The sequence below is a fragment of the Acetobacter sp. UBA5411 genome (genome assembly GCF_002409645.1).
Lineage (GTDB): Bacteria > Pseudomonadota > Alphaproteobacteria > Acetobacterales > Acetobacteraceae > Acetobacter.
The window spans coordinates 155,429-173,337 of sequence record NZ_DHNR01000031.1; the positions used below are offsets into that span (position 1 = coordinate 155,429).

The window sequence follows — 17,909 nt, forward strand, 5'->3', positions numbered from 1 at the left end:
GGTTTCCAAAGGCGAGCCTTTGGCGGAGTTAGGGCCAGAGCCCCCTTCAGACCAGCCGTTCAATCCCGCCCATGTAAGGCCGCAGAACTGGTGGGACGGTGATGCTGCCATCCTCGTTCTGCCAGTTCTCCATAACCGCAATCAGCGTGCGTCCGACAGCAAGACCTGACCCGTTCAGCGTGTGAACGAAAACCGGCGCTTTCTGATCCGGCGCACGATAACGGGCGTTCATGCGGCGTGCCTGAAAATCCTTTGTGTTTGAGCAGGACGAAATCTCACGCCATGCCTGCTGCCCCGGAATCCACGCTTCCAGATCGAAGGTCTTGGCCGCACCAAAGCCGGTGTCACCCGCGCAGAGCAGCATGCGACGATAGGGGATCTCCAGAAGCTCAAGGATCTTCTCGGCGCACAGCGTCATGCGCTCATGCTCGGCCTCGCTCTCGTCCGGCGTTGTGACCGAGACCATTTCCACCTTCTCGAACTGATGCTGCCGGAGCATACCGCGCACGTCACGTCCGGCAGACCCGGCTTCCGAACGGAAGCAGAGCGAAAGCGCCGTCATGCGGATCGGCAACTGCGCTGCGTCGAGGATGTCACCCATCACTGAAGCCGTCAGCGGCACTTCGGCGGTCGGCACCAGCCAGCGATCGTCTTCGGTGTGGAAGGACTGAGCGGCGAATTTCGGCAGCTTGTCCGTGCCGTACATCGCGGCTTCATTGACCAGCACCGGCACATGGGTCTCGGTATAGCCGTGTTCGTTCACATGCTGGTCAAGCATGAACTGCCCCAGCGCCCGCTCCAGACGGGCGACGCCACCGCGCAGCAGCACAAAGCGCGCGCCGGACAGCTTGGTGGCCGTGGCGAAGTCCATCTGCGGCTGGCCGTTCTGCTGCATGGCCTCGCCGAGTTCGAAATGCTGCTTCGGCGTGAAGGAGAACGTCTTCGGCTCGCCCCACTGCTTGACCTGCACGTTGGCTGTCTCGTCCGGCCCCGGCGGCACGGAGGCGTCCAGACGGTTGGGCAGCACTTCCAGAACGGCCTTCACCTCGGCGTCGAGAGACTGGGCGCGCATTTCCAGCGCTTCCATATCCTCACGCAGACGCACGGCTTCTGCTTCAAGCACAGCGCTGTCGCCCTTGTTGCGCTTGAGGACGCCGATTTCCTTGGCCAGCGCGTTGCGGCGTGTCTGCTTTTCCTGAAGGGCTGTCTGGGCGGCGCGGCGCTCCTCGTCGAGCGTCATGACCTTCTCCGACACAGGCTCCATACCGCGACGGGCCAGATCGGCGTCAAAACCGGCGGGATCGGCGCGCAGGGCGCGAAGGTCGTGCATCAGGAAACCTCTTTCTCTTCAGTCTCGCCCTCTTCCGTTACGGAGGGCTTTTTCGGCTCAACAAGTCGCGCCGAGATAATGGAAATTTCGTAAAGGATAACCAGCGGCACCGCGAGGCCCGTCTGGGTGATCACGTCCGGCGGTGTCAGGATGGCGGCGGCGACAAACGCGCCGACGATGGCATAACGCCGGAATTTCCTGAGCTGGTCGGAGGTGACAATGCCAACCATCGCCAGCAGGGTCAGCGCCACGGGCAGCTCGAACGCAATGCCGAACGCCATGATCAGCTTCATCACCAGCGTCAGATACTCGGACACCTTGGCCTGAAGTTCGATCTGGAGACCGTCCGCACCGCCGCTGGTCTGGAAGGATAGGAAGAACTTCCACGCCATTGGAAAGATGAAATAGTAGGCCAGCGCCGCGCCCATCAGGAACAGGATTGGCGTTGCGATCAGAAACGGCGCGAAGGCGCGTTTTTCCGAGCGATACAGGCCGGGCGCGATGAACATCCAGAGCTGCGTGGAGATCATCGGGAAGGAAATGAACGCCGCACCAAATGCCGCCACGCGGATATAGGTGAAGAACGCCTCATACAGCGCCGTGTAGATCAGGTGCGGCTGCTCGCCCTTCTGCCGCATGATGTCGCCGAGCGGACGGGCGAGGAACAGGTAGATGTCCTGCGCGTAATGGTAGCAGACCGCAAAGGCTATGGCGAAGGTGACGGCGGACCAGATCAGACGGCGACGCAGCTCGATCAGATGTTCGAGCAGCGGCATGGGTTCGTCGTGAATCGGATTGTCAGTCGTCGTCACGACAGGTCGTTCCTCGGCTGGTCGGGGGAAGAAGTCTGGTCTTGTGAAGGCTGTGCGGCGCTCACTGACGTATCAGGAAGAGCCGCGCTGAAGGGAGCGACCCGTCTGTTGCCATGCAGCACCCGTGAAGGGGGAAGAATGGAGGGCGTGCGCAGCCGCGGCCACGCGGAGGCGATGCGTCGGGCGATGGCCGGCGGCACCATGGCGGGTGCCTGATCCGGTTCGCTCTGCGGCGGGCTACCTGTAAAGGAGAGCGGTTCTATGCCCAGAGGCGAGGCGCCGACATTCTCTCGTGCCGGAGGCGGAATCAGGTCGGGCGTGTCAGCAGCGGGGAGGGCTTTTGGCCTGTCGTCAAACGGGCGGCTTCTCAGTGTGGGATCATCGAGTGTCCGACGCAGGCTGCCGTCATTGTCGATGGTCCGCATGATCTGGCTGCGGACATCAAGTGAGCGAAGCTGGCGGACCTGATCCCGCACGTCGCCAAGATCCGCTTCCCGGACCATCTCGTCCACATGGCCCTGAAAATCCGCAGCCAGACGGCGGGCTTTCTTGACGACTTTGGCAACCGAGCGGATGGCGGCGGGCATGTCTTTTGGTCCGATGACCAGAAGCGCCACCACGCCGATCAGCGCAAATTCCGACCAGGCAAAATCAAACATTATTCTCGCCGGTAACCGTCATAATTCTCAATCCGCCCCGACTGCCGGATGGGGCAGGCGGACGGGACCATACAGAAAAGGCAGGTCCTTGTATATTTTGCAAATGCAGAAGATTACGGGTTTCTGCCTCATGCGCGGCATGAAGCCTCAAAATATTCATATTCCTGTCTGTCATGGGGCCACAGGGCGATCACTCTTCCCTGAGATAACCGTGTTTGCGACCGCTTCGCGCTTTCGTGCCACGAAACGATAAATGACTGGCGTGCCAGCGTTGCGGACCGATCCGGGAGGGGACAGGTGCTTTATCTAATGGGACCTTTGGTAATCATTTTGTCATCCTTACCTTCAGGGAAGGTGATAAATTACACTGTTCGCCCTGCATAACATTTCTCGGTCAGAGCTCTGCACAGCGTTCCCATTTAAGGATGTGCCGTAGAAACAAGGTTTTTTCGATCGCTTTTGATATGTCAAAAGCCGGAAGGGCACGTATCGGCCCCTGTCAGTCAATCAGAAAGCCCGTATGACCCGGAGCCGCTCCACCTTCCAATCGATCTTCCGCAATGTCAGCATGTTGACACTCGGTCGGGTCCTGACCGCGCTGTGCAGCTTCGTCTATATGGCGTTTGCCGTACGCGCGCTGGGGTTGTCTGATTTCGGGCTGCTGATCCTGATTCACTCCCTCGCCATGACCGGCTCGACCCTCTCACGGCTCCAGACATGGCAGACGCTGATCCGCTTCGGGAGTGATGCGTTTTTCGATGGCGAGATGGGGCGTTTCAGACAGGTTGTCTCCTTCTGCATCCGCCTCGACGGACTCTCGGCTCTTGTGGCTCTGGCGCTCAGCCTTGTCGTCGTGATCCTCTACGCCCCGAGCGTAGGCTGGACGCATCACGAGCGTACACTGGCTCTGCTATACGCCTGTGTCGCGCCCTTCATGTACACGGGATGGTGTCACGGTGTGCTGCGTCTGGCCGGGAAGTTCCGACTGGTGCCGATCACGGACGGTTTCACGGCGTTTGGCAAGATGTGCGGTGTGCTGCTGGCCTATGCGCTGCATCTGGGCGTGGGCTGGTTCCTGCTGATCTGGGCGGCGGCCGTGCTGTTCGATTACGGGCTTTACACGGCGTTCGCCCTGTCCATTCTCAGGACGCGGGCCTCCTTCGGCTATTTCGAGGCGTTCCGGCACTGGCGCTGGAAAGGCGAGGGTATGTGGGCCTTCACGCGCGGCGTCAGCCTCAATCAGACGCTGGCGTCCGCCTCCACGCATGTCGCGACACTGATTGTCGGCAAGCAGATCGGGACTGCCGAAGCAGCGGTTTTCCGCGTGTGCCGACAGATTGCTTCCGGAATCGTGACGCCGGCGCAGCTGATTTCGCCAGTTCTATACCCTGAACTCGTGAAGATGCGTGACCGGCAGGATTGGACGGGGCTCCGTAAAGTCACCCTGTCCATCTTCGGAATCCTCATCGCCATCTCGGCGTTTCTGATTCTTCTGACGGCTGTGGCTGGATCGCATATCTTCCGTGCCCTGCTGCACGTGCATGTTCTGCACACATCGTTCTACATCACGATGATGCTTCTGGCGGCGATTTTCAGTCTGTTGATCGTCCCACTGGAGCCGCTGCTGATCGTGACCGGCCAGTTACGGCTCCTCGTCAGAACGCGTGTCTTTGTCACACTGCTCTACTTCCCAGCACTCTATCTGCTGACCCGCTATTTCCATCTGACTGGTGCCTGTCTGGCAACACTCGCCTCAAGCGCAGCCGTCTTTCTGTCCTGCCTTGTCGGCGCGGTGGTCTTTTCCCGACGGCTTGGTCGCTCAGGACAGGCCGGCCCGAACGGCGCGATGGATCAGTCTGAACCGGCGCAGGAAGGCGGGCGCTGAACCCGCTCGTGTCAGCATGGTCCCCAGATTGGGCGCGATCACCTTCACCAGCAGATACAGCGCCATATTGAGACGATGCAGGATCGGCGAGGTCGCCAGAGATCGCTCCAGCCAGAGCCGATTGCGGATTGTGCAGAAGACGCGTCGCTCCTCGGTCTTCGGGTCCAACCAGGGGTGAATGGCCTTGCGGTTCGCACGCCAGGATTCGTCGATGTCACGGAGACGACTGTCGGGGCAGAGCCAGATATGGCCGCCAGCCGCCGGGATCTGCTGTGAGAAGGCGTAATCATCAAAATAGAGATGATAATGCTGTGGGGGCAGGGCAATCCGGTCGAGCCACGAACGGGCGAACCAGAAGCCGCCATAGGCCGCGACACCAAGTTCGAAACAGCCTTCCCGTATCGCGGCTTTCCGTTTTCCACCGTTCCACAGATGCGCCAGATTGAAATCGAAGAACGCGTCAGGCTCGACCCAGTGCAGGGTTTTGCGATCCAGCACCTTGCGATACTGCCTCTTGTCCACGCGAAAGCTCATCATGGCGTTGCTTTCGTCCGCACCGAGGCGTTTCCAGCAGTCGAGAAGAACGGAGAGAGCGTTCTCATCTGGCACATTGTCGTCGTCCAGAACCCAGATGAAACGCATATCGTGGAGACGCGCCGCATAGGCTAGTCCGGCATGGAATCCGCCCGCAGAGCCTTCATTTTTCTCAAGCCGCACGACATGCAGGGCATCCGTCCCGAACTCATCCTGCAGCGAGGCAAGCGCCTTCTGTGCTGAACGGGGCGTGCCGTTGTCCACGACGACTGCGCAGGCTGCCCCGCACCGGAACGCTGCCCGCAACACTTCCGCAAGAAGATGCGTGCGTTCGCCATAGGTGACGGTGACAACGCAGGTCCGGTCTTGCAATGGTAACGACGTCATCTTTCTGCACGGCTGGAGGCAGGTTTTCTATCAGCGATCAGCGCGATAACCCGATCACGGCAGGCTCGTAATTCCTCATCCGGTATTGGAAACGGCATGTGCCAATCTGGTTTTTTCAGACCCTGTTCCGTCAAAGGTCGTACAAGTCCCTGCTGGACAAGCGCTCGATGCCAGCGTGAAAAATCAGTGCCACCGGCAAGCCAGCCTCTCCGGATCAACGTATGGCGGAGTTCCGGCGTGATACGGTCGGCCATGATCTTCAGGCGCTGGACAGGCGGAAGCCGGACCGGGAGCGGATACAGCCAGGTCGGTTTGCCGGTTCGCCATGCGTCGGCGATCAGGGAGGCGCTGTCCGCTGTCACCACCAGTCTTCCGCTCTCTGCCAGAACCGTCGAGAGCGGTCGTCGGTCGATGCGGTCAGGTGTCTGGCGATACCGTTCCTCGACAATTTGCATCACATGATCCGGCGTGCGCGGTCCCGGCACGACGCGCAGTGCCGTGCCTGTCGCCGCGGCCAGCCGCTCGGCGCGGGACAGCAACACCTGCGCATCGTTATCGCTGAAGCTGAAGTGACGGGTCGGTCCTCCCAGCAGCACGGAAACCGGTCCCTGTGTGGTATCGGCAGGAATTGCTGGCCGTGAGAGGTCCGCACCGTTCAGCGGCATGTTCAGATGCAGCGTCTGTGGACCTTCCGGGTAGTCGTCCTGTGGCATTAGCAGGATCAGATCCAGCTCCGATGGTGCTTTCAGACGCGGACGCCCGAGCTGGATGATGAGAGGGCGACCGCCGAAGGCTGCTTTCAGACGCCACGCCTGTCTCAAAGCTCTGCCGAAAGACAGGATTAGTGTCGGCTCATCAGGCGGAATCTGATCATTTTTGGTGAATCGCCAAGGCAGGCCACAGGCATTAGCCAGCGCCTCGCACTGCCTCATTTCGCCTTTTCGACCGGTATCAACGATAAGAATGGATGCGTTGGAGAGGCTGTTCACGGATGACAGCATCCGTATTTTTTCCTGTTCTGGTCAGAGATAGACAATTTTCTTGACCGCCGGTGCGTGCTTCCAGACCAGCGCGCTGTAAGGTTGGCAATAGGCATGGTTCATGACGTGATCGGGAGAAATTTCGGTTTGATGGGACTGTGTTGCTGGAGACGCTTTCCAGTGAATCATCCGCGCGCCTGCTGGCACGAGGGTCGAGAGGCGGGCGGGAGTTGTGCGACGGAAAAGTTGGCGGGCCGAGCGCATCGACAATGAGCACATCGTGTCCGGTGGATACACGATCACGCTTGGGTCCGTGTTTTTCTCCAGCAGTTCGCGCAGGACGGTTTCCGCCTGACAGTTATGGTTTGCGACGAGTGCCCGCAACCACTGCGTCAGAAAAGGTGCTCCGGCTATCGCCCCGAATAGCGGATAGACAGGCGCGAAGGCTGATGGGGGACGTCGTTTTTCTGAGCTGGTATTTTGCAACCGTTTCATGAAGCCCGCCCGAAAGACATCGGACAAGGCAAGGCTGCGTTCGGCAACTGATACTCGTCGTGATCCGAAAAAGACTGATCCCGTCCGTTCATGAAGCAGCGGGGCGATCATGAGCGTTTCAGATGTCAGAAAGATACCGCCATACGCATAGATCAGCGCCGCGCTAAGAATGCAGTTACGGGTCTCCTGATCCGAAGACAGCGTATAAAGCTGTGACAGGCCCTGAATTCCGGTCTTTTCCTCGATGCCTCGCAGAAGAGAGGTCTTGTCGAGCCGACGAAACACTACACGCTCCAGAGACCGCAGGAAATCGGTCTGAGGTCCGGCAGGCAATGCGCCAACATGATGAACGATCACCTGCTCCATACCGGCCTGCGCGGCGGACGCCACGGCGAACGCATGCTGCCAGACGATTGTCCGTTCCTGAAAAATGAAGTGTGCAACGGAAGGAATGAGGGGATTATGGGAGGCGCTCATGTCATGCACCTACGGCACGCTGATAGACCGGCATTGATTGGGTGTCGAAAGCATCCGGGACCGCGGGAGTGTTCGGCACAGGCACACGAGGGCGCAACCAGGTAATCTGACCGGCACTGATGAACTCACCCGTTTCGGTCATGCGCCTGCGGGTCATTTCGATGCGCCAGTAATTGGCTTCAGCGACAACCCGAAACGCGTTCCAGCCAGCGGCTTTGTCCGGTTCGTCCGACATCAGGGATGCGGACGGTGTGGCGATGAGCGGAATGGATGTCTCGGGGATAAAGCGGATCGAGGCGCAATGAGAGTGACCGTGCAGCACGAGTTCGGCCCCTGCTTCTTTTAGTGCATTGGCGACATGTTTCCATCCCAGAAGGGATTTTCGCCATGGTACTAGGTCCGGTGTTACGGGATGATGGATCAGAACGATCCGGCAAGCATCACGGGTGGCATCAAGAATTCTGCGCAGACGCGTTGCCTGTTCAATATCCACGCGCCCATAGGCCATGAGGGGTGGACTGGCGACTGCACTGCACACGCCGATCAGCGTCAGATTGCCCATCCGCCGGATAAAGGGAAAATCCTCGGCACGAGGAGCGGTCCATCTGTCCCATGTGGCAAGCGCCTGCTTTCTGGAGTGGGCAGTCATGGCGTCATGATTGCCCGGCACCACGACTGTTGGCGCTGGCATTTGTTCAAGCCATTCTGCCGCCTGCGAAAATTCCTGCGGAAGACCGAAATTTGTAAGATCTCCCGTGTCGGCAATGGCGTCCGGCGCAAACGCGGCAATGTCGTTCATCACGGCTTGCGCTGTTTTGAGGGTATGCAGTCTGGAGCGTCGGCGTTTCCATGATAGCACGCTCAGGGCGCGCTTCCCCAGCAAGGCCTTGGGTGACAGGACACCCTCTGGAGGGAGATGCACGTCAGAAAGATGGGCAAGGCTCTGTATCTGGCCTGCATTATTCATCATGGGCGCGGGTGCTCCTGCGTCATGCCGCCTGCTGTTGGCGTGATACACCATTTATTTCAGGATAGCGCAGTGCAATGAAAATATAATGGAAATGAAACACTCTGTTTTTGAAACAAAACATTCAAAAAACTGACGCGGAATGCTATTGTTTGCGCGTGTGTGTTGTCACAAAAGACAAACACAGATTCAATCCTTATGAAAACAGTGAGACATGCTGAAGGTTGTGTTGCCGTTCATAGCCCAGCCGCATCAGACGCTGCATTCCCTTCCCATAGGAATGGAAGTGGCGGCGCGTAATCCGGATGTTGAAGTGCAGATAGCCTGCATGACGGAAAGCCATCTGGACTACGCCCGTACGCTTGCCGGTTTCTATCCGGAGAGCAAGGTTTCGTATGAGTTGCTGCGGATGCCTCACCGTCTACGACGCAGGATAGAGGAAAAGGGACCGGGACCACTCGAAAAAATCGCTGTTCTTTCCATGAATCGTTCCTATTTTTCTCAGTTCAGTGGCATTGTCGTGCCAGAGCGAACCTCTCTCTATCTCAAGCGCATGGGAGTCAGAAAACCCCGTCTGGCATGGACGCGGCATGGTGCAGGCGACCGAGCCGTCGGCTTTGCAAAAGATACGCGCCTGTTCGACTTCATCGTTCTGTCGGGAAAGAAGATCGAAAAACGTCTTCTTCAGCAGGGTGCGATCACGCCCGGTCGTTATCATCGCGGCACCTATGCGAAATTCGATATCGTCCAGCGCATGAATCATGCGGCACGTCCGCTTTTCAACAACTCCAGACCTGTCGTGCTCTATAATCCGCATTTCTCCTCCCGGCTGTCATCATGGGAGAAGTTTGGTGACAATATTCTTGCTTTTTTCGCACAGCAGGATCGCTACAATCTGATTTTTGCCCCGCATATCCGTCTGTTTGACCGGAACAGAGAGGGTGGCGAGGTGCTCCGGCAGCGTTTTTCCGGTTGTGAAAATCTGCTGATCGATCCGGGCAGTACGCGCAGCGTGGACATGACGTATACCATGGCGGCGGATCTCTATCTGGGAGATGTCAGCAGTCAGGTGGCCGAATTCATGATCCGTCCGCGCCCCTGTGTTTTTCTCAATGCTCATAACGCACGATGGGAAAACAACAGTGACTACAGCTTCTGGCAGTTGGGCGAAGTGCTGAATGATCCTGACCGACTTTCCGACACGCTGGACAATGCGTTTCTGATCCATCCACAGTTCAGGGACAGACAGACGGCCTATTTTTCTGAAACATTCGAACTGCCCGACAATCAGCCCACTGCTCCAGCAGCGGCTGACGCCATGGTGGATTATCTCAGGCGTTGTGCCTGAACAATCTGTTCCACACGTTCTACGATGTCGTGCCCCGTGGCGTCGAAACGCTCGGCGCTAAATCGTTCGAGCACCCGCTGACGTCCCTTCTGTCCCCATTCTGACAGTTTGTCAGGTGAGCGGAGCAATTTTTCAAGCGCACTCGCCAAGGCCTGTGGATCACGGGGTGGCACCACGCTTCCCATTTCTCCTGTGATGGTAAAGGGAAGTTCTCCCACCGCTGAAGTGATGACAGGCAGACCAGCAAGCATCGCTTCATGCGCCGCCAGACACAGCCCTTCCCAGAAGGAGGGCTGCACATAGGCGTGCAGGGTCGCCAGAAAGTTTTTGGGATGCTCGACGTAGCCAGCCAGACGGACCGGCAGGTTATCCCGTTTGATCAGGCCTTCCAGATGGGCGCGTTCTTCGCCTTCCCCCGCGATCGAGATTTCAAAAGGGGGCAGGTCATTCTTTTGACGCAGGAATGTCAGTGCCTGACACAGAATATCGTAACCCTTGACCGGATGCAGGCGTCCGAGTGAACCGATACGCACGGGTTCGCCCGGTTGCCACGGCGTCGCCAGAGGGACATTGGCGTCTGCACGGAAAATCGGCCAGCAGGTGAGTTGTTTGGCAGGAACTCCCAGCGTTTCCCGGGTCATTTTTTCCACACAGCAGGAGTCTGCGATCCAGAGAGAGATGCAGGACCGCAAAAGACGCAGCATTCTGGCATTGGCCGGTTTGAGGCGGGCTGAATGTTGCCAGCTGATCACCGGGCAGCGTCGATAGGCCCCGAGCAGTTGTCCCATCAGGGTCGCGCGGGTCAGGGAGGTCCAGATCACCGTTGGTGAAAATACCTCCATCTGTCGCATCAGCCAGAGAAAGGCGGCCAGATGATCCCCCGGAGCCCCATCCCGGACGTGCACGCGCAAACCATCCTGTTCCATTGAGGCGATGGCGCGTCCGTCCCTACGGCTGAGCGCGAAGATTTCAACATGATGCCCGCGTTCACGCATGACTCGGGTTACGGCGGGTACAGGCAGGGCCGCTCCGCCGCCTTCTACCGAGTTGATAACGTAGGCGATCCTCACTGTGCTTTCCTCTTTTCCCACCATTTTCCGATATGATGACGGAAATCGATCCCGGCACGCGCGGGTGCATTGCGCAGGATGCGCTTGGTATCAATAAGCGTGACGTCACCTGCGGCCGAGACTGTATGCAGGCCCGCTGTAAACGGATGTGCGCTCTTGGGCGCAGTTACCCGGAAACTCTCCTGAAAAGTCATCGATTGATCAGGTGAAGTTGTGGTCGTCAAAAGGCGGATCGCCCCACCATAGGTCTCGGTGCAGTCCTGCATGGGAAGAATAAGCTGTCCATCCACGATCTGCGGTGTGCCGCCCATCCGGCTGCTTTCCGGTCCTCGTCTTAATGGCTGGACGGAAACATCCTTCCAGCTCCCGAGCAGCGTATCCGATCGTGCCAGTCGCAGAGCTGTCATACGATCAGAATGTGGAGAGGAAGGGGCGTAAAACATCCACCATGCGCCTGCGATAAAAATCGGAGAGGCATCGATGGCGGCATGAGGAAAACGAAATTCAGGAATGGCTTCCCACTCCCAGGGGAAACAGCGCGCCCGATAGAGAGTAAGCTTCCCCGAGCGGCAGGCTTCGGGCAGCATCCAGATTTCACCGTCTGCTTCAAAGATAAACGGATAGGACAGGTGCCACGGTTCGGAAAGAACCTTTCCCTGTTCGATGATTTCCAATTCCTGATTTAGAATCAGGAGATGGATTTCGCCTTTGCGCGTGCGATAATCATAATGTTCGACAAAGATATGCAGTCTGTTGTCTCGCCATATCCCGAACGGGTCCGCCAGAAAACGGTATGGACCGGGATTGGGAAGCCAGCGGATGGTAAATGGATCAAGGGAGCCAGCCCTGCAGAGAGCTGAAAATCCGGCCTGCACAACACCGATGCGCCAGATATCGGTTTTGAAGATACTCATCCCTTATATGCTAGCATGATTTGCTGTTTTTCTCTCCATTGAGGCAATACTCCTATTGTAAGAGGAGGCATCCCTTCTCGCGAAAATAAAATGTATCCTGATAATTATTATAATTTTTACATGAAAGGATGAAATCCTATTGGTGGGTTTGATAGTTTTTCTTAAACTTTCCTATATGAAAAATGAAATTTTTATTGCGAGTATTTTTGAGTTGAGATCAATTCAGCTATGATCCCATGCATTATGTTTTTGTAAAACACATGAGTAAACAAAAGTATTTGTAAATATATTATCTCGTATTATTTCTGTAGAACTTCTAGCAATGCCTCGCCAAATCGCTCAGGCGAATAACCTTCGCTAATCAGCTCCTTTCCGGCACTCGAACGTGCTTGCCACAGCACATCATCTTTCAGTAACGTCAGAAGCGCGTCAGCAAACAGAGCTGCCGTCTCGGCTATGACCGCCACATCTCCCAATCCGGCAATACCTTCCGCGCCAACCGATGTTGTAACGAGCGGCAGTCCCTGATGCAGCGCTTCCAGAACCTTGTGCTTCACACCCGCGCCGAAACGCAGAGGTACGGCGGCCACGCGTGAGGTGGCGTAGAGCCGCGTCAGTTCCTCATCCGACACAAAACCTGTGACGGTGACATTCGAACTGGCCAGCGCACGGACTTCGGCGGCGGGTTTCGATCCGGCGAGGATCAGGCGCACATCCGGCACGCGCTGACGCACCAGCGGCATGATCTCCCGCACCAGCCAGAGCGCGGCATCGACATTGGGCGGGTGACCAAACCCACCGACAAACAGGATAGTTTTGCCAGACGTAACGGGGCGTTCCGAGCGGTCCGGAGTGAAGCAGAACGGCACGATGGCATGAGGCTGCGCGTTGGGCGCAAGTTCGCGCACGAGATTGGCTTCGTATTGCGACAGATAGAGCACGGCATGAAACTGTGGCCACAGCCATGTCTCAAGCCGCCGCATGGTGAGCGCATCCTCGCAGGTCTGTCGGTCTTTTGTCACCTCTGCCTCGCGTTCCAGCCGCAGGAAGTGAATGTCGTGACCGTAATAGGAGCGGCACGCGTCGGTGTTGAGCACCACATCCGGCAGAAAGGCGCGGGCGATGGTGGGACGCATGATCATGACATGGTCGAGATCGGAGCCGTTTTCTGTAATCCACGAGGGAAAATCACAGGGATTCGTTTCGTCGAGGATCTCCACGCCCAGACGTTCGAGCGCAGGAGAGTAGTGGTTGCGCTGGCGGTTTTCAGGCCAGAATTTCACCAGCCATCCCGCGTGCATGAGGGCGCGGATCACGTCCATGGTCGTGCGGGAACCTGCGTCGCGGTCAGGCTCGGGCACATAATGGTCGATGATGAGAATGGTCTTGCGGTCCCGGGCATGGGACGCGGCGCGCAGAAAGTGCGTTGCGGGCGGAAAGTGTTGCGCTTGTAGCGCGTCACGCCATCGGTCCAGCATCAGTTGTCGGTTACGGACCTGATACGCCTTGACGCCGCTGGTCTCGTCCGTTCCGTGCGAGACGCCTTCATGGTGGATGACCGCCGAGGTTGGTTCGAATACCACGCGCAGTCCGGAGGCACGGATACGGAAAGCGAGGTCCGTATCCTCGTAATAGGCGGGAGCAAAGGCTTCATCGAAGCCGCCGAGGGAGTCGAATAGGTCTCGACGCAGCATGATCGACGCGCCGGAAATGTAATCCACATCACGGGGATAGCTGTAGGCGGCCCGGTCGGGATGTGGATCGTTGCGGCCGAAATTCCAGCCTGACGCATCGTTCCAGATGATGCCGCCCGCTTCCTGTAACCGCCCATCCGGGTAGAGCAGCTTCGAGCCGGTCAGACCGATGCTCTCGTCGGTTTGCAGGCGGGACAGAAGAGCGTCAAACGTGCCGGGCAGTACTTCCGTGTCGTTGTTGAGCAGGTGAAGCCATGTGCCGGACGCCGCTTTTGCCGTTTCGTTGCAGTTCTTCAGAAAGCCCAGATTTTCGCTGCGTTCGATCAGCACCAGCCCTTCAATGGCACGCAGGACAGCAACAGCCGGGTCGCCGGAAGCATCTTCCGCGACAATCACTTCATAAGGGCAGGACGGCGGATGGCGCATGATGGAGCGCAGGCATTGCAGCGTGACGGGAACCTGCCCATAGCTCGGAATGACAATGCTCAGTACCGGGAAAGCGTGGCGCGGGAAGCGGAGAGGGGTGTGATCTTCTTTGACTGGGTGGGAAGTACGTTTGCTCTGGCGGGCTGCCTGCACCTCTGGCTCGGCGGTCTCTTCTTCACGGAGAGGCGTTGTCGTGCGCCTACCTCCGGAGTGACGCAGACGATCTGGGAGCTGACCATTCACAAGATTTCGGCAGGAACGGGCCGACTCACGCAGCAGGTGCTTCAGGCGCGGGGAGTGTTCAAGGACTTTCCGGGCAGGACCGGTGAGACGCCAGAACGTGCTGTTTTCATAGGCCTGTATCTGGCGTTGCAGTGCCTCGACTGTGGCTTCCGACTGCTCGAACGCGATGGCCCGGAGGCGGAGCCGTGTCAGTTCATCCTGTAGACCGGACGAGCCTGTCTTTTTGTCTTCCGAAGTGGGGATGTCGGGATTGTCGGGAGAAAAGGACACTGCGGAATCTGGCCTCGGAAACGGAAGAAGGCTTTCCGCTGTCACCCGGCTGCAAGTGCTGGCGCGTCCCATGGCCGGTGAGGCTCAAGCCCTATGTCGCTCCTCATACAGGGCAGCACGTCCAAAGGAAATGGATCGTTAATATATCGTTTCTGATTATTGGCTTTGAGACTTAGCTTGCGAGAGCGTCTTCGGGAATGCGGGCAATCAGTTCCAGCTCGATTTCAACTTCGGGTCGATCGAATTTCTCAACCACGAGCACGGTGGTTGCCGGGCGGTTGTCACCCAACGCATTGCTGGCGAAACTGCCGCAGGATGAGAGTTCGCTGGCATCCTTGACGAGATAGACCACGCGCACCACGTCCTGAAGTGACGCGCCGCGGGTTGAGAGAGCGGCGTCTCCTGCCGAGAAGGCCAGTCGGCACTGGTCACTGATACGGGGCGGAAAATCGCCTGTCCGGGAGTCAAATCCGCGCAGATGGCGCACACGCACTCCTTCGTGAGAATTCTCGTAGCTTGGCTGAACAGTATCGAGGCACAACAGTGAGTCTACGGGAGCATTGTCCGGTCGATCATATCGGGTCCGCATGAGGGCTGTTGCTGCTTCCATTTCGGTTGTCCTTTATGGTCGGGTCTCATCTGCGTATGACACAGATCGGCGACACAAAATTGTCATAATCCGAAAAGAGCGGCAAAGCAAAGATGTTTCTCTGGAGGAACGCTATTGGATCGTAACGATTTCAGAATGGGAGCGCCATGACTGTCTGTGATGGCGTGCAAAGATTTCACGGCGGATGCGTCGCACGACGCGGGCAGGGTGTACTGATTCTGGGGGCATCCGGCACCGGGAAGTCTGACCTTCTGCTTCGGCTGCTGACTCGCGGTTATGATCTGGTGGCGGATGACCGGATCGAGATGGAAAATGGTCTTGTCCGGGCACCTGCGACGTTGCGGGGACTTGTCGAGGTTCGTGGGTGGGGGATCGTGCGACGTTCCTTTGTGCCGGAGGTCACGCCTCGTCTGACTGTAAGGCTGATCCGGCAGGGAGAGGCGTTTTCCCGGTTGCCGGAAGAAGGGCTGACTGACGGAGAAACGGGACTGCCGGTCCTGATGCTGGATGGCATGATGGCTTCCGCGCCGGAGCGGATCGACATGGCGCTGGACTGTCTGGAGGGGCGAGCCTTTCTCCTGCCGCAGAGCGCCATGCTGGTCCGTGATGACTGAGGGCGACAAAAATGTGTCAGAGAGGTGGCGGCTTCTGGTATGGTCTACCGAGAGCCAGAGAACGGTGCTGTGTTGACCATCATTCTCCAGGCGTGTTCCGGTTGGGATATGAGGCGGCGGTCCCCGATGACGCCGCTGTCCGGGAAGCGTGGTCGCAGGCCGATTCTGCGTTGTTTTGTTCTCCATTTAGGGTGTTTGTCGGATTTCAATGGTGACGTCTCAGACTGCCGATGAGGTTCCTCTACGTCAGATCCTGCTTGTCACGGGTCTGTCGGGGGCAGGAAAATCCTCGATTCTCCGGATTCTGGAGGATCTTGGGCATGAAGTGATCGATAATCCGCCTCTTGGCATGCTGGATGAGATCGTGGCGCGAGGAAATCGCCCGATCGCGATCGGTGTGGATTCGCGGACCCGGGATTTTGACACGTCAACGGTGCTGGAAGCCTTGGCGCGTCTGCGGATGAACCCGCATCTCAGGGCCGAACTGATCTACGCCGCGGCTGACGAAGCCACGCTTCTGCGTCGCTACACGGCGACCCGCCGCCGACATCCTCTCGCGCCGCATGGCAGCGTCAAGGAGGGGATCGACTCGGAAAGAGATCTGACGGGAAAACTCCGGGCCGGTGCCGATCTGGTCGTTGATACGTCCGACCTGTCGGCCCCGGAACTGCGTCGTCTGATCGAGACACGCTACGGCACGTGGCACAGCGGCCCGGATGAGGGACTGACAGTTGTGTTGATGTCATTCGCCTTTCCGGCCGGCCTGCCACAGGAAGCGGACATGGTGTTCGACGCCCGTTTTCTCAGAAATCCGCATTACGACCCGGCGCTGGCGCCCCAGACAGGGCTCGATCGGCCGGTCGCGGCCTATGTCGAGGCCGATCCGGACTATGAGCCGTTTCTGAACCAGATCCTTGGAATGTTGCGTCTGGTCATTCCGCGCTTTGTGCTGGAAGGCAAGAAATACGCGACCATCGCAGTAGGCTGCTCGGGCGGGCGTCATCGCTCCGTCACGCTGGTCGAGGCGCTGGGCCGGAAACTGGCGGACATCTCCGACAGTCCGGGTGGGGAAGGGCCGGTGGCCGTCGTTCATCGGGAACTGGCGCGGCTCGGGATCGCCGGGCCGGATTCCGCTGCCTGGCGCTGGGCCAGAAAGCCGGCTGATGACAAGGCCGATCTTCAGACGGATCTGGCGGAACGGCTGGTGGACGTCGCCGTTGTGGACAACAGTAACGTGAATACGGACGACAGAACGTCGGCGTCACATTCCATGGTGCGGGGAAACGCATGATCGGCATTGTACTCGTCACTCAGGGTGCTCTGGGTGTGGCCCTGCGGGACACGCTGGAGCATGTCGTCGGACCACAGGAGAGACTGGCAGTCGTCAGCGTGGGGCCGGATGATGATCTGCTGGCGCGACGTCTGGAACTGGAAGCCTGCGTCGCCGGCGTTGATGACGGCGATGGTGTGATGCTTGTGACCGACATGTTCGGGAGCACGCCGTCCAATCTTGCCGTCGCGATGATGGAAGCGGGTCGGATCGAAGTGCTGGGAGGAGCCAATCTCCCGATGCTGGTCAAGCTGGCCCAGATGCGTGATCTGCATACGCTGGAAGAATGTGCGACAGCGGCTGAACAGGCGGCCCATAAATATATCAGCCGCGCCTCTCATCTGCCTCTGCAATGTCTCGATGGAGCGCGCCGATGCTCCGAGGGCGCTGCGGGCGAGCCGATTCACATCTTCCCGTCTCTCTCTGACAAGCTCCGTCCCGAGCCGCTGGAGTCTGTCAGGCTGATGCCTGAACGGAAGGTCGCGGTCGGCTGATGGAAGCCTCGGAGATGACGCTGACCCGGACGGTCACAATCGTGAACGCCAAGGGGCTGCATGCCCGCGCCTCGGCAAAGTTTGTTGCGGAAGCCGAGAAATGGAATGCCGAAGTGACTGTCACTTACGGCAGCGAAGTGGTGTCTGCCTGTTCCATCATGGGGCTCATGCTGCTGGGAGCGGGTGTGGGCGCGACGATCACCCTGTCGGCTATCGGCGTGCAGGCTGAGGAAGCCCTTGAGGCGCTGGACGCTCTTGTCGCCAGCGGGTTTGGGGAAGATACTGAGGCAGCCGCTGCGGCCGGCTAGAGCAACAGGTTTTCATTGTGGTTCATAAGTGCTGCGCCGGGCGATGATCTGACGGATCCCCT

At 58.4% G+C, this 17,909-nt stretch carries 17 protein-coding genes; 6 read left to right on the forward strand and 11 right to left on the reverse strand.

The window, feature by feature from the left end:
• Positions 1–46 precede the first annotated feature (46 nt).
• Genes serS through tatB form a run of 3 tightly spaced genes read right to left on the reverse strand, consistent with a single transcriptional unit; the run spans position 47 to position 2,801 of the window.
• A complete protein-coding gene (gene serS, locus B3759_RS10005) occupies positions 47–1,330 on the reverse strand; it encodes a serine--tRNA ligase (RefSeq protein ID WP_291365773.1) in 1,284 nt (427 codons plus the stop codon).
• Positions 1,330–2,106, reverse strand: a complete 777-nt coding sequence (gene tatC, locus B3759_RS10010) for a twin-arginine translocase subunit TatC (protein WP_048874172.1) — start codon at positions 2,104–2,106, stop codon at positions 1,330–1,332. Before tatC ends, serS begins: the two co-directional genes overlap by 1 nt.
• 32 nt (positions 2,107–2,138) lie before the next feature.
• On the reverse strand, positions 2,139–2,801 hold the full coding sequence (tatB, locus tag B3759_RS10015) for a Sec-independent protein translocase protein TatB (RefSeq protein ID WP_291365774.1): 663 nt from the start codon (positions 2,799–2,801) through the stop codon (positions 2,139–2,141).
• A 520-nt stretch (positions 2,802–3,321) separates the two neighbouring features.
• Between tatB and B3759_RS10020 the strand changes: the two genes are divergently transcribed.
• Complete coding sequence (locus tag B3759_RS10020; protein ID WP_291365775.1) at positions 3,322–4,686, forward strand: lipopolysaccharide biosynthesis protein; 1,365 nt, start codon at positions 3,322–3,324, stop codon at positions 4,684–4,686.
• On the opposite strand, the gene B3759_RS10025 is transcribed toward B3759_RS10020, so the two are convergent.
• Genes B3759_RS10025 through B3759_RS10040 form a run of 4 tightly spaced genes read right to left on the reverse strand, consistent with a single transcriptional unit; the run spans position 4,621 to position 8,529 of the window.
• Positions 4,621–5,607 carry a glycosyltransferase gene (locus tag B3759_RS10025; protein ID WP_291365776.1) on the reverse strand — a complete coding sequence of 329 codons (987 nt, stop codon included), beginning with the start codon at positions 5,605–5,607 and terminating at the stop codon, positions 4,621–4,623. The genes B3759_RS10020 and B3759_RS10025 overlap by 66 nt on opposite strands.
• A complete protein-coding gene (locus B3759_RS10030) occupies positions 5,604–6,608 on the reverse strand; it encodes an ELM1/GtrOC1 family putative glycosyltransferase (RefSeq protein ID WP_291365777.1) in 1,005 nt (334 codons plus the stop codon). The genes B3759_RS10025 and B3759_RS10030 overlap by 4 nt, the downstream gene beginning before the upstream one ends.
• A gap of 21 nt (positions 6,609–6,629) precedes the next feature.
• Positions 6,630–7,559, reverse strand: a complete 930-nt coding sequence (locus tag B3759_RS10035) for a hypothetical protein (protein WP_291365778.1) — start codon at positions 7,557–7,559, stop codon at positions 6,630–6,632.
• 1 nt (position 7,560) lies between these two features.
• The gene (locus tag B3759_RS10040) at positions 7,561–8,529 is read right to left on the reverse strand and encodes a metallophosphoesterase family protein (RefSeq protein ID WP_291365779.1); all 969 of its coding nucleotides are present in this window, start codon (positions 8,527–8,529) and stop codon (positions 7,561–7,563) included.
• A 211-nt stretch (positions 8,530–8,740) separates the two neighbouring features.
• On the opposite strand from B3759_RS10040, the gene B3759_RS10045 reads away from it, so the two are divergent.
• A complete protein-coding gene (locus B3759_RS10045) occupies positions 8,741–9,874 on the forward strand; it encodes a sensor domain-containing protein (protein WP_291365780.1) in 1,134 nt (377 codons plus the stop codon).
• Here the strand turns inward: B3759_RS10045 and B3759_RS10050 are convergent.
• The 4 genes from B3759_RS10050 to B3759_RS10065 form a co-directional block, all read right to left on the reverse strand.
• Entirely contained in the window at positions 9,853–10,968 is a 1,116-nt protein-coding gene (locus B3759_RS10050) for a glycosyltransferase (protein ID WP_291365781.1), read from the reverse strand. The genes B3759_RS10045 and B3759_RS10050 overlap by 22 nt on opposite strands.
• On the reverse strand, positions 10,941–11,858 hold the full coding sequence (locus tag B3759_RS10055; protein WP_291365782.1) for a glucosamine inositolphosphorylceramide transferase family protein: 918 nt from the start codon (positions 11,856–11,858) through the stop codon (positions 10,941–10,943). The genes B3759_RS10050 and B3759_RS10055 overlap by 28 nt, the downstream gene beginning before the upstream one ends.
• Positions 11,859–12,157: 299 nt before the next feature.
• Positions 12,158–14,491: a glycosyltransferase gene (locus B3759_RS10060; protein WP_291365783.1), complete on the reverse strand. Its 2,334-nt coding sequence runs from the start codon at positions 14,489–14,491 to the stop codon at positions 12,158–12,160.
• 172 nt (positions 14,492–14,663) lie between these two features.
• A complete protein-coding gene (locus B3759_RS10065; RefSeq protein ID WP_291365784.1) occupies positions 14,664–15,101 on the reverse strand; it encodes a Rid family hydrolase in 438 nt (145 codons plus the stop codon).
• Between the two features lie 146 nt (positions 15,102–15,247).
• Between B3759_RS10065 and B3759_RS10070 the strand changes: the two genes are divergently transcribed.
• From B3759_RS10070 to B3759_RS10085, 4 genes are all read left to right on the forward strand, one after another.
• On the forward strand, positions 15,248–15,715 hold the full coding sequence (locus B3759_RS10070; RefSeq protein ID WP_291365785.1) for an HPr kinase/phosphorylase: 468 nt from the start codon (positions 15,248–15,250) through the stop codon (positions 15,713–15,715).
• A 208-nt stretch (positions 15,716–15,923) separates the two neighbouring features.
• The gene (gene rapZ, locus B3759_RS10075; RefSeq protein ID WP_291365786.1) at positions 15,924–17,006 is read left to right on the forward strand and encodes an RNase adapter RapZ; all 1,083 of its coding nucleotides are present in this window, start codon (positions 15,924–15,926) and stop codon (positions 17,004–17,006) included.
• Entirely contained in the window at positions 17,003–17,539 is a 537-nt protein-coding gene (locus tag B3759_RS10080) for a PTS sugar transporter subunit IIA (protein WP_291365787.1), read from the forward strand. The genes rapZ and B3759_RS10080 overlap by 4 nt, the downstream gene beginning before the upstream one ends.
• On the forward strand, positions 17,539–17,847 hold the full coding sequence (locus B3759_RS10085) for an HPr family phosphocarrier protein (protein WP_291365788.1): 309 nt from the start codon (positions 17,539–17,541) through the stop codon (positions 17,845–17,847). Before B3759_RS10080 ends, B3759_RS10085 begins: the two co-directional genes overlap by 1 nt.
• Positions 17,848–17,909 lie beyond the last annotated feature (62 nt).

What these genes read in the sequence shown, in the direction of transcription:
- serS (WP_291365773.1), bottom strand. Translation starts at nt 1,330, where the DNA reads ATGCACGACCTTCGCGCCCTGCGCGCCGATCCCGCCGGTTTTGACGCC.
- tatC (WP_048874172.1), bottom strand. Translation starts at nt 2,106, where the DNA reads ATGCCGCTGCTCGAACATCTGATCGAGCTGCGTCGCCGTCTGATCTGG.
- tatB (WP_291365774.1), bottom strand. Translation starts at nt 2,801, where the DNA reads ATGTTTGATTTTGCCTGGTCGGAATTTGCGCTGATCGGCGTGGTGGCG.
- B3759_RS10020 (WP_291365775.1), top strand. Translation starts at nt 3,322, where the DNA reads ATGACCCGGAGCCGCTCCACCTTCCAATCGATCTTCCGCAATGTCAGC.
- B3759_RS10025 (WP_291365776.1), bottom strand. Translation starts at nt 5,607, where the DNA reads ATGACGTCGTTACCATTGCAAGACCGGACCTGCGTTGTCACCGTCACC.
- B3759_RS10030 (WP_291365777.1), bottom strand. Translation starts at nt 6,608, where the DNA reads ATGCTGTCATCCGTGAACAGCCTCTCCAACGCATCCATTCTTATCGTT.
- B3759_RS10035 (WP_291365778.1), bottom strand. Translation starts at nt 7,559, where the DNA reads ATGAGCGCCTCCCATAATCCCCTCATTCCTTCCGTTGCACACTTCATT.
- B3759_RS10040 (WP_291365779.1), bottom strand. Translation starts at nt 8,529, where the DNA reads ATGATGAATAATGCAGGCCAGATACAGAGCCTTGCCCATCTTTCTGAC.
- B3759_RS10045 (WP_291365780.1), top strand. Translation starts at nt 8,741, where the DNA reads ATGCTGAAGGTTGTGTTGCCGTTCATAGCCCAGCCGCATCAGACGCTG.
- B3759_RS10050 (WP_291365781.1), bottom strand. Translation starts at nt 10,968, where the DNA reads ATGGTGGGAAAAGAGGAAAGCACAGTGAGGATCGCCTACGTTATCAAC.
- B3759_RS10055 (WP_291365782.1), bottom strand. Translation starts at nt 11,858, where the DNA reads ATGAGTATCTTCAAAACCGATATCTGGCGCATCGGTGTTGTGCAGGCC.
- B3759_RS10065 (WP_291365784.1), bottom strand. Translation starts at nt 15,101, where the DNA reads ATGGAAGCAGCAACAGCCCTCATGCGGACCCGATATGATCGACCGGAC.
- B3759_RS10070 (WP_291365785.1), top strand. Translation starts at nt 15,248, where the DNA reads ATGACTGTCTGTGATGGCGTGCAAAGATTTCACGGCGGATGCGTCGCA.
- rapZ (WP_291365786.1), top strand. Translation starts at nt 15,924, where the DNA reads ATGGTGACGTCTCAGACTGCCGATGAGGTTCCTCTACGTCAGATCCTG.
- B3759_RS10080 (WP_291365787.1), top strand. Translation starts at nt 17,003, where the DNA reads ATGATCGGCATTGTACTCGTCACTCAGGGTGCTCTGGGTGTGGCCCTG.
- B3759_RS10085 (WP_291365788.1), top strand. Translation starts at nt 17,539, where the DNA reads ATGGAAGCCTCGGAGATGACGCTGACCCGGACGGTCACAATCGTGAAC.